The 12,129-nt window shown below is 37.9% G+C and carries 6 protein-coding genes; 1 reads left to right on the top strand and 5 read right to left on the bottom strand.

The features are described 5' to 3' along the window. The first annotated feature begins 50 nt into the window (after positions 1-50). Positions 51-383, top strand: coding sequence for a ribonuclease E inhibitor RraB (locus tag ND6B_RS06515; RefSeq protein WP_008109396.1), 333 nt, complete (start codon positions 51-53; stop codon positions 381-383). 36 nt (positions 384-419) lie between these two features. On the opposite strand, the gene ND6B_RS06520 is transcribed toward ND6B_RS06515, so the two are convergent. The 5 genes from ND6B_RS06520 to ND6B_RS06540 all read right to left on the bottom strand — a co-directional run bounded on the left by ND6B_RS06520 (position 420) and on the right by ND6B_RS06540 (position 12,110). Next, positions 420-2,171: a DEAD/DEAH box helicase gene (locus ND6B_RS06520; RefSeq protein ID WP_033103786.1), complete on the bottom strand. Its 1,752-nt coding sequence runs from the start codon at positions 2,169-2,171 to the stop codon at positions 420-422. Positions 2,172-2,429: 258 nt separating this feature from the next. Continuing rightward, positions 2,430-5,321, bottom strand: a complete 2,892-nt coding sequence (locus tag ND6B_RS06525; protein ID WP_028834069.1) for a TonB-dependent receptor domain-containing protein — start codon at positions 5,319-5,321, stop codon at positions 2,430-2,432. Positions 5,322-5,814: 493 nt separating this feature from the next. Next, the gene (locus tag ND6B_RS06530) at positions 5,815-6,510 is read right to left on the bottom strand and encodes a 2OG-Fe(II) oxygenase (protein WP_028834068.1); all 696 of its coding nucleotides are present in this window, start codon (positions 6,508-6,510) and stop codon (positions 5,815-5,817) included. A gap of 66 nt (positions 6,511-6,576) precedes the next feature. Then, positions 6,577-9,348 (bottom strand): TonB-dependent receptor plug domain-containing protein, encoded by a 2,772-nt coding sequence (locus tag ND6B_RS06535; RefSeq protein ID WP_033103785.1) that lies wholly within the window; start codon positions 9,346-9,348, stop codon positions 6,577-6,579. A 416-nt stretch (positions 9,349-9,764) separates the two neighbouring features. Further along, positions 9,765-12,110 (bottom strand): DNA polymerase II, encoded by a 2,346-nt coding sequence (locus ND6B_RS06540; protein WP_033103823.1) that lies wholly within the window; start codon positions 12,108-12,110, stop codon positions 9,765-9,767. Positions 12,111-12,129: the final 19 nt, after the last annotated feature.

The raw sequence follows: 12,129 nt of genomic DNA, 5'->3' as shown, positions 1-12,129 counted from the left end.
TTGGTTACAATAGCTATAACGAGTACAAAATAAAATTAATGAGTTTTTTAATGCAATTCCCTGATGATGACAATGGCCAGCTACTTGCTGAAATTTCCGCCGCTGGTGTAGATTTAAGTAAAATGCAACAAATTGATTTTTACATTTTATTTGAACAACAGGTTGATGCCGAAAAATTTGCAACTGAGATTGTAAACGATGCATTAGTGCAAACTGCTGATGTTGAAAAATGCAAAGATACCGGCGTTTGGGAAGTAATTGCCCATGTACAAATGGTGCCTGAACATGCACTGTTAGGCCAAGCAGAACAATACATTGAAAGCATAGCGAACAGCTTTAATGGCTATGGTGATGGTTGGGGATTAGACGCAGAAGAGGCATAATCCCTAATTTAAATGATGAATGATATCCAGCTTAGTCTATCGACTTAGCTGGTTTGCTTTTCTGAAGCTGCCTTTATAATCAAAAAGTTTATCTGCTACTTTCCAGCCATATTTTTTACTTTTTCGCGCAATCACAAAATCCGGTGGTATTAAATCAAACTGCGCTTTCATAGCTTGCTCTGCACTGACAAATTCAATCGGGGATTGGCCCTGACTTACACGCTTACCAAACTGCTGATTAAAGTAATACCGAGCACCTTTGTTTGATAAATCAAAAATTTCATCACAACTGGCTCCGTCTTCATCAAAATAAGTAATTTTTAACAATTGCACTTTAAGTTTAGTCACACTCAAGCCACTACAACGAAGTACTAATGCATCTTTAAGGTTTAACGCATTACGTAGTTTATCATCAGGATCGGCCATCACAGCACCACAGTCATGGCATTTTCGGGCAGCAATATCATTTTGTGCGCCGCACTGCTCACACTCTTTAAAACGAAAGCGGTAATCGCATTGCTCGCTTAAACCGTTATCATCTTCTAGCAAACCTTTACAACGCCTGCCGAAGTGCTCGATTACTTTGCCATCAGCATCTGTTTTTCCCCAAAATATATTGGCAAAGCCACACCCAGGACACAGGACTTGCACGGGTTCATTATCGCTATCGCCTTTTTTATCTCCCACTTCTGGGTAGAATAAGTCAAAGCCATTACCCGCATAGTCAATCACTAAACAATCATCTTTACCCTCAGCCAACCTCAAGCCTCGACCGACAATTTGCTGGTATAAACTTACCGACTCCGTGGGGCGTAAAATAGCAATAAAATCAACATGAGGTGCATCAAAACCCGTCGTCAGTACTGATATATTTACTAAATATTTTAACTGTTTAGCTTTGAACTGCTTTATTATTTTATCGCGTTCGCTATTCGGCGTATCCCCCGTGATCAGCGCACTGTGATCCTTTGTTAGATAAGTCATTATCTCTTGTGCATGCATAACCGTAGCTGCAAAAATCATCACGCCGTAACGATTTTCACTGTATTGTATAACCTGTTGTAAAATTGTTTGAGTTGCACGGGTCGATTTCTTTAACAGCGCATTCATGTCCTCATTGCTATATTGCCCAAATGCATTGCTAGTTAAAGATGAAAAGTCATAATGGCTAATTGCAGCATCAACCTCTTTAGGGGGCGTTAAATAGTTATGCTTAATCATATAGCGCAAAGGTAATTCAAAAATACAGTGTTTGAATGGACTCTCTTTATTGCCTCTTACAAACCCATGGTAATGATGATGATAAATCCAGCCTAATCCAAGGCGGTAAGGCGTTGCTGTTAAGCCTAATACTTTTAATTCAGGGTTGTGAGATTTAAGTGCATTAATAACCTTACCGTATTGGCTTTTCTTTTCGCCATTCACTCTGTGACACTCATCAATAATGAGTAATGAGTAGTGCTCATTAAGTTTGTCTAAATTACGCGATAACGACTGCACACTCGCAAAAGTGACCTGATGGGTTAACGACTTCTCTTTTAATCCGGCTGAAAATATACTTGCCTCAAGACCAAAGCTTTTATACTTTTGAGCATTTTGCTCAACTAATTCTTTTACGTGCGCCAACACCAATATTTTTTGTTTAGCAATACGTGCAAGCTCAGCTATCACTAAACTTTTACCCGCCCCCGTAGGCAACACAATAACGGCAGGTTCGTTAGTTTTTCTAAAGTGTAAAACGGTGCGTTCAACCGCCTCGCTCTGGTAGGGTCTGAGGGTGTAGGTCATCAAAGGTAAGAATTCTTAATCTAATCAATGGTTAATTTTTAGAAAGACAGCTCTATTTCACATTCGTTTTAATATTTATATTCATAAATAATCAGCTAACTTTGAAACTATTTATAAATTTAGAGCACTATATTATGTATAAATATAAAAAAAAACCCTTAATCAACATCATTAAGGGTATTTAATTATTTACTGAGCTTACCAGCAATTCTAAGGAACTTTATTAGTATAAAATTTTTATACTAATAATTAGTAGCTTTAGAATTTGTATGTAGCTTGTAGGTAGGCAAAACGACCGATATTATCATAAATCGCTGAACCTGCGCCCGTACCGGTTGTTGAGCCCGGTAATCCACGATTGAATAAGTTATCAACACCTAACTTAAAACCTACTCCGCTATCAAATTTATAAGCGACTGAAGCATCAGTTATAAAGTATGAACCGTAACGCATTTGATTTGAAGGATTCGGGTTTGTTTCGATTGATTTATGATCGTATAACTCAACACCATTAATAAAGCGAGTGCTGAAATCTACAACAAGGTTTTCATATGTATAATCAACTGAGATACTACCCTGCCATGTCTCATCACCTAAAACACCTTCATAATCAGTGTAATTTTCTGGCTCAGCTGAGAATGGAAAGTCTTTTGCTTCAATCAAATAAGTACCAATAAAGCTAGTACCGAAGCTACCACCTAAAGCGTCGAAGTCATAGCCAAACTCAAAGTCAACACCCGAGTTAAGACTGCGTGCAATGTTAAGCGCAAAACCTTTTAGAAGTGTAATTTCACTAGTATTAGGGTCACGCGTAATTAGTTTACAGAACTGGTTATCAATACCGGTTGGAGAATCTACACAACGATCGATAATTGTTTGGAAACCAATGCCACTGATTGTGTCATCAATATCAATTTCCCAGTAATCGGCAGTTACACTGAAACCCTCTAACCACTCAGGTTGGTACACAATACCAGCGGTAATAGATCTAGATTCTTCTGGTTGTAGGTCTGGATTACCACCAACTAATGTCTCTAGCGTTGCACTATCATAATTTGAATCAAAGTCAGCTGGAACACCTAAAGCAGCACAGTTAGATTCGCGAATAGCTCGGCCTGCATCACTTAATTGTGCAAGCTCTGAAACTTTACAGCTATCGTCAACACCTGCGAAAGACTGACTTTGACCAGAAAATAACTCGTCGATATTAGGCGCACGCATTGCTTCAGATAAGGTAAAGCGAGCGCGTAATTCTGGTGTAATAGTCCAATCAAGACCTAACTTCCAGCTTGTTGCATCGCCAATAGTAGAGTAATCAGCGTAACGAACCGCGGTATCAAATACTAATGTATCTATTAGAAATACATCTTCAATCAGTGGCACTGATAGTTCGAAGAAAGCTTCTGTTACATCATAACCACCATCCGTTTCACCAAGTGCATTAAAGAATGTAGCCCCAGTTTTAGCAAAAGCATCTTCAATCGTCACACTTGTCTCATCACGGTACTCAACACCACCAGCAAAACCAACCATACCCGCTGGTAGTTCATAAATTGCCGAATTACTAAATGTTGCATTAAAAACTGTTTGCTTGATTTCTGATGTACCAATTGAAGTCGTTGTCACATAGTCAATAGCTTCTTGGCTAATTGCTCCATCACCCATTATATTTGCAGCAACACATCCATCAGCTCGAGCTGCTGCGTCACGACATACAATATTGTTATTGTCATCAAACACAGCGTCAATCGCATTAGCATAATTATCCATAATAACGTTTGCACCGTTAATACGTTCAATTTCTGACTTACCATGCACTAAAGAGATATCCATTGCCCAGTCATCACTGATATAACCCTGAATACCTGCTACAAACCGAGTTGTTTCACGAGTATTTTCTTCAAGACGACGACCTATATCGTTAAACATTTTGTTCACACCAATAAATGGCAAATCATTATCATCCATTAATTGTGCAACATCAGGTGTTAAAAATGCGTTGTCGCGTTGTATCAGGTTTGCACCAGAGTAAAAACGGAAGAACGGTTGGCCTACATTCTCGCCCTCTGTTTTAGAGTATTTAGCTTGGAAGTATGCGTTTAGCTCGTCTGTAACATCATAATTTGTTTTAAAATTAAAATTAATACGATCAAATTTAGGCTGTATCTCTGAATATTGACGTAGATTAATGAAATCACAACCCGGACTCGCACAAAAAGAGCCATCTGCAATCGGACCACTATAGACATCACCAAGGGTACTATCACCATTGAACTTGCCCATAATCCCACCAGTAAACGGGTTCCATACAGTACCTTGATTAGAAATTAGGTAGTAACCAGCATTTGGCATTACGATTTTATCTGGGTATTCTTCACTATCGAGTTGATCGTCAGGGCGAGCTTGACCTGTTACTACTTCATAAGGTAGTGATGCGTAGGATGTTGCAGTCCATGGGTTATCAAGCGCATTTAATGAGTCTTGTGCGTTGTACTCTAAAGAGAAAGCGGCATTACCACGCCCTTCTGCAAAGTCTTGGCCATAAGAGACAGTGAATTTTTCATTTTGATATGAGCTATTATCAGCAAAGCCTTTTGTTGCTGATACATTAAAACCTGTAACATCTTTTTTTAATATAAAGTTAACTACACCCGTTACCGCATCGGCACCATAAACAGCCGATGCACCACCAGTAATAATCTCTACTTTCTCAATCCAAGAGCTAGGAATTGTATTCGTATCAACCGAAGATGTACCTGGAGCACTTGCAACATGGCGCTTACCATCAACAAGTACCAGAGTACGAGCACTGCCCATACCGCGTAAATCTAGTAAGCTAATACCCGCAGTGCCGATAAAACGACCAGAGTTTGCAAGTGAATAAGTAGTCGCTAAGGCTGGCAGTTTATTTAATACTTCACCGATATTCATCGCACCAGTGCTAACCAAATCCTCACCTGTAATTACAGTTACCGGTGATGGTGAAATTGCACCTTCACGTAATATACGTGAACCTGTTACTTCAATGCGTTCTACTTTTTCTGCATTTTCTTCTTCTGCAGCAAATGCACTTGCTGAGAAAGCAGCTGTAGATGCTGCACCAAAAGCGATCGCTAAGCGAACTGCTTTTGAAACTTTATTGTTCAACATTAAATTCTCCCTAAGGTGTTATTATATTTTTTATTTAACTAAACAGGCAAATATCAGCATTAAAACCTGTCTGTTATTTAACATCTTAAGCTTAATTTATGCACAAGGTCAACAACCCATTTACATATAAATTACAAGAACACAATTTTTAACTTTATTTTTTTACATTATCACCAAGTTCTTTCAAAGGTTAAATAAACGATTTAAATTAAAAGTATACTTTTAAAAAAATTAATTATTTAGTATCAAAAGCTTGGGCTAATTATAAGGTTTAAATACTAAATAACTTAATTTGACTTAAGTAATTATTTTGTATGAGTTTATTATCACAATACTTGCTTTATTTAGAGCAAATAATAATTTTTTCATCTATCAATTTCTTAGAATTACATGGCTCCTCGTCTAAATAGAATTTTACTGATTACCTATTACTCATATTAATAAAGATGTTAATTAGTCTTAATAAAACTAACTTGGCATCGCTTAAATAATATTATTTTAAGTTAAACCAGCCAGTAATTGAGTATCTTGCAGCACGAGCAAATGGAGTTACATAAGAAACAGAATGTGGTAATTGCACATCAAAAAGGGATAAAACATTACTTTTGGGCATAAACGTCTCTGTCAGCATTCCATCCATTTCATAAAAATGTAACAAACCACCCCAGTCTGGGTGCCACTGTGGTGTAAAACCAAAAACAAAAGCGATTGCTCTTTGCTTTGTAGGGAGTACATCATTATGTCGTGTCAAAAAATTTCCTGGTACATAGCGTGTTAATTGCACACTTGCACTTTTTAAACCCTTTACACCTGTAACATCACTAATCAATTTTAAAACTTCTTGGCCATTAAGATAATTAAATAGCTCCTTTAGTAACTCATCTTTTTCATTCTGAGTTATTTCATATCGCCCATAAAAAAAGCCAACCCCTTTACTCGCATTTTCATAAATAGTCTGCTGAAGCGCTCTCATTTTATTGGGAGACATATTTTTTAATTCATCATCTGATGATTGAATGTATTGGCCATTTAAAGAATATGCATTCAAATAAGGAATATTGTGTTTTAATTTTTCTGTAATTTTAGAAAAACCATCAAACTCTAAAACACTATCAACCATAATTCTCTTATTTTTAGAGTATTCCCTATGTAAATTAACTACATCAATATTTTTATTTAGTTGAATCATAAATATTCCAAAAATAAAAAAGCCACTAAAAAGTGGCTTTTAAATAAAGTTTAAGTTTCTAAGTTATTAGAACTTAATTGTAGCTCGTACATATACAAAGCGATCCATATTAACGTCGTACTCTGTAACAGAGAAGTTGTTAGTTGAGATTGCAAAGTCATTGTTAGTGTATTCACGAGAAGGTTCTTTCGCGAATAAGTTCTCAATACCTACACTAATTTTAGTGTTGTAAGCGTCTAGCGCATAACCTACAGATACATCATGTACAAAGTAAGAACCAATGTAATCAGCCATACCTGGGTAATTTTCTGCGCCGTAAGCTATGTCATAGTAGTTTTGCATACGGTCAACATAACGTGTTTGCCAATGCGCATCAAAGTCACCTTGAGACCAATCTAGAGCAAATGTGCCTTTATATTCAGGATAACCAGCATCACCATACTGTACGCCTACTTGATCTTCGCCATCGAACTCGTTAGTCATTACATAAGACAAATCAAGAGATGTTCTGAAGCTACCGTACTCAGTATCAAACTTGTATGCAGTATAAAAATCTATACCTTCAACATTGTAGGTACCTGAGTTTTGTAGGAAGTTACGTAAATCAACGATATTACCGTTAGCATCACGGTCAATGTAATCACAAGAAGATGCATTACTTCCTGAAGTACACTCGTTCAATATACGATTAGAACCGTAACGACCAATTGAGTTTTCAACTTCGATATCGTAGTAATCGATTGTGAATTCTAAACCATCAACATAGCTTGGGTTATAAACAATACCAAACGTTTTAGATTCTGATTCTTCTGGTTGTAAATCTGGAGAAGAAACGCGAGTTTCACGGATCTGTGTATTAGCTTGCGTGTAACCATTTGGTACGCCAGCACAACCAGGTAGGCTTGGAACAACACCTTCTACAGAGTTACACGGGTCTGTTAATGTAGGGTATGCATCTGCATTACCTGCATATAAGTCAGAGATTGAAGGAGCTCGGTAACCTTCAGCCCAAGTACCACGAAGAAGTAAATCATCCATTGGACGGTATTCAACACCAACTTTAGCTGTAGAATTGCTACCATATGCGCTGTGGTCAGAGAATCTAATTGCTGGTGCAATAGTTAAACCATCAAATACTGGAATTGAAAGTTCTACATAAGCTTCATCTAAGCGGAAGCCACCTGAAGTTGCATCACGTTGGTTACCTGAAGTTTCACCACTTTGAGTTAGTGGATCAGGCGTATCGTAACCTGACTCTTCACGACGTTCAAAGCCAACGGCCATACCTACAACACCTGCAGGTAACTCAAATGCATCACCAGCAAAGTTTACTGTGTAATCTTTAAGTTCTAAACCTTCACGAGAAACACTGTCAAATGTTACAAAATCAACCATATCTTGTGTAATTGAGCCAGCACCACCAAATAGGTTAAGTGGTACACAAGAAGTAGATGCATTACAGTTGTCACCTAATGCTTGGTTTATACGAGTAAGGTTAAGTAGACCTGTTGTTAAAACGTCTTGGCTATTCTTACCATAAATGTAAGAAGCATCCCAAACCCAAGATGTATCACCAATACCGCCCTCTAAACCAACCATTGCACGGTAAGTAGTATCATTTTGTCTGTAAATACGGTTACCAGCTTCTACAAAACGACGTTGACCAGCAAATGGGATATAACCTTCTACACCTGAGCGAGAAGCATCACCATAAAGTGTTTCACCAAATGGGTTGTAGATATTATTTTCGTGGATGTCTACTCGGCTAGCTGCTGCACCAAAAGATGCACCAATTGTTAATGGCATCGCTGCAAGTAGCTGTGAAGATTTACGGTTAGTCATCATGAAATCTGATACGAAACGAACGTCATCACTTAAGTCATAAAAAGCTTGAACATAAAAACTGTTACGCTCTTGTGGCGTTGCAAGGTAGTTTTCAGGCGCGTAGTTGTAAACATCACCAGCTCGGTCACGGAATGAATCTAAACCTACAGCTGAACCTGCGCCATTAGGAACTAAATCAAAACCAGCGTTTGACTTACCAGCGTTGTTTTCAGTGTAACCTTGAGCAAGTAAGCTATCACGAAGTTCAGGGCTGATTGCACTTGAAGTAAGACGTAAACGGCCTTTTTCAGTTGTAGAGCTGTTACCCATAGAAGAAATATCGCGATCACCTGCCCAAATTTCTTGTTGAGTTACATGGCTAGCATTAAACATTAAGCCACCGCGGTCTGAAGTAGTACCAACAGTGATGTCTGCAGAATACTGGCGACCATCGTTGTACTTTAAGTTTTCACCACCGTATACAGAAACCTCAACACCTTCAAAATCTTTACGAGTGATGATATTTACAACACCAGCAATAGCATCAGAACCGTAGATAGCAGAAGCGCCGTCTTTAACAACTTCAACACGTTCAATCGCTGACGATGGGATTGTGTTTAAATCAACTGTAGAACCTAAAGATGAAACCCAGCGCTTACCATTTACTAATACAAGAAGACGTTGTGCGCCTAAGTTACGTAAATCCATGTTTGTTGCGCCAGTACCACCGTTATTAAAGGCAGTATTAAGTGCAGCACCCGCAGCTGGAATTTGTTGAAGAATGTCACCGATGCTTAATTGACCACTAACATTTAAATCATCACGGCTAAGAACTAAAACCGGGCTAGCACTTTCTAAATCAGTACGCTTGATGCGTGAACCTGTAACCTGAATACGTTCAACTTTTTCTGCGCCTTCTTCTGCAGCAAATGAACTTGCTGAGAAAGCAGCAGTAGAAGCTGCACCAAAAGCGATCGCTAAGCGAACTGCTTTTGAAACTTTGTTATTTAACATTTGATTCTCCCTAGAATACTATTTGTTTTTGTATTTTTTTGATCACACCTTGTTAATTAATTTGTGATCACGCTTCAGATGATAATACTTCAAACACAACGCGGTCAACATTAAATTAACTTTAAAAGCACTTTGCATGACTTTTCATTATCATTTTTGGCGGTATTTTATTAGTTTTTTAAATTAATTTATGGATACGATTTAGAAACAAACTTGAGAATTAAAAACAACATCATGGTAAACAATTGATTTTTATGAGTTTGAATAAATGATTTTTTAAATTACGCTTTGTATTCTTTTTAGATAAAATTGTAACCAAGGCCACAATTGTTAATTTACCTTTAAATTTTTTATTCACCTTTGAAGTTTATAGGCGAATAATTAACTATAAAAGACTTTTTAAGCTCATAGTTAAGCTAAAACAACGAGGCTTGTGTAGATTCAGATGCTGTGTTTAATGCGCTTAATATCATTTGCGCAACAGGGTCGAGCTGTCTTTGAATGTACAGTGGGTAGTTCAGTATGTTTTTACCGTTATAAAGTTCAGCGCCGGTTACTGCGTAAACATATTCAATCACCTGCCCGCGTTTTATTTCAAACTCAGGATGATTCGCTTTGTATTTTTTAACAGCTTGAACATGAGGAGGAATATTTTTGATGTAATCGTTAAGGTGCTGCCCTAACCGCTTTCTATATACTAATTTACGGTCGAACTCACCATTATAAAGTTTTTGAGTGTAGCTATTTATAATATCGTGCAGTTGCTGTATTTCGAAGTTGTCAGTAAATAACGTCTCAAATAATTCGGTTTGAAATTCTTGTGCAAATTCAGTCCAGTCACTACGTACCGTTTCCATACCTTTAAATACCAGTTTTTTTTCATTATTTTTGGTTACTTGCCCTACATATCGCTTTTTAGAGCCTGTTTTTTTACCTCGTATAGTTGGCATAAAAAACGGACTGTAATGAGTTTCAAATTCAATTTCTAAATAACTTTGTAAATCATAGCGTTGTTTTAAATCAGCTTGCCACATGGTATTAATATGATGAACAAGTTGGCAGCCAATTTCGTTACACTCCTGAGGGCTTTTATCTTCGCAAAGTTTTACAAACGTAGAGTCGGTATCACCATATATCACCTCAAAGCCTTGCACTTCTATCCATTTACGGGTTGTTTGCATTATCTCATGGCCACGTAACGTGATAGAACTCGATAAACGCGGGTCGTAAAACCGACAACCCTTAGAGCCGAGTACGCCATATAAACTATTCATAATAATTTTAATCGCTTGCGAGAGCATAGGTTGATTAGTGTCTTTTGCCTCTTGCCGTGTTTGGGTGAGGTGGGCAATTAATTTGGGGAGATGGTGCTGCGTTCTTGAGAATAACGCCTGATTAAATCCTTCAACCGCATGCTCTGGTGCATTTAACCCTGCGATTAAACCTAGCGGGTCAATACAAAACGTACGCATAATTGAAGGGTATAGGCTTTTAAAATCCAATACCAAAACGTTTTTATACAGCCCTGGGGTCGACTCCATCACATAGCCACCAGGGCTCTCAAATGAGAGCCCATGATCACCTAAGTTGGGGGCAACATAACCACTGCGATGTAATAACGGTAAATATAAGTTTGTAAATGCGGCAACCGAGCCACCCATGCGTTCCAGTTCGAGCCCTGTTATTTGGGTTCTGACAATGGCAAATTCAAATAGCTTTAATTTTTCGAAAATTTGATTAACCAAAATACAATCTTGACGATTATAAGCCGCTAGAGAAAGCTTATCTTCGTTAAATTGACGAACAATTTCAGTTAGTCGGTTGTCGGTTTTTATTAATTTAGATTCGTTAAGCACACGCTCTGCAACATTGGCTAATGAAAAGCTGTCAAATCGGTAAGTGGCATTTTTTAATGTATCAATGCCATCAATGACGCACCGCCCAGGAAGCGTTAATCGGGTGTAATGGCCTTTATTAATATACAAAGGTTGATTATCTCGGCCAAAGTTAAGGGTAAGTCCTAACGCCTCTGCGCGTTCTTGCAATAAACTAAAGTCAAAATCAATAACATTCCAACCAATAATAACATCAGGATCGTTATTTATAATGTACTGCTGCAACTTGGTAAGCAGGTTAATTTCGTCATAGCACCAGTCTATTTCAAATGTCGAATCACTTTGCTGCGGCTCCCCTATCATCAATACACAATCTAAGCCATTTCCCACAAGTGCTACACTAAATAACACTCCATCGCCATTACATTCTATATCCAAAGAAACAGACGTAAGCGTTGGCGTGTAATCTTTGTTTGCTTTTAACTTTGCGTCACTAATTTCAATAAAGCCATTTTTAGTTGTGGCGTTACCCGTTACCCACACACCTCCTTTAATAAAGCGCTCCATTAAAAAGCGGTCGCTGTGGCGTACATCGGCTTCGTAAATAGGCATTGCTTGCTCTAAAAGAGCGCGTGCAGTATATAAACTTTTTATATCGTTAAAGTAACAGGCAACACATTCGTTGCCACTAAAATGACACAACTCAACCTTATTAAACTGCGCTTTTATATTTGCCTGTGCGAGTAAAGTATTTGCAGAATGTTGCGCTGACAATGAGATGAAAAACACTGCCTGCTGGTTTTCAATAATAACTTTAAGTGGGCCATGTTCAGAGCTTAGCCAATAGCACAAAGTAATACCTTGCGTATTTTTAGCGCTGTATTGTTGCCTTGATAAAATAAAGCCCTGATAGATTGCTTGTGTCAATGTTCGATCCCACTTAATA

The organism is Pseudoalteromonas sp. ND6B, from assembly GCF_000764215.1.
GTDB classification, from domain to species: domain Bacteria; phylum Pseudomonadota; class Gammaproteobacteria; order Enterobacterales; family Alteromonadaceae; genus Pseudoalteromonas; species Pseudoalteromonas tetraodonis.
Note: the sequence above shows the minus strand (reverse complement) of the source record. Positions and strands in the feature narration are given on the sequence as shown.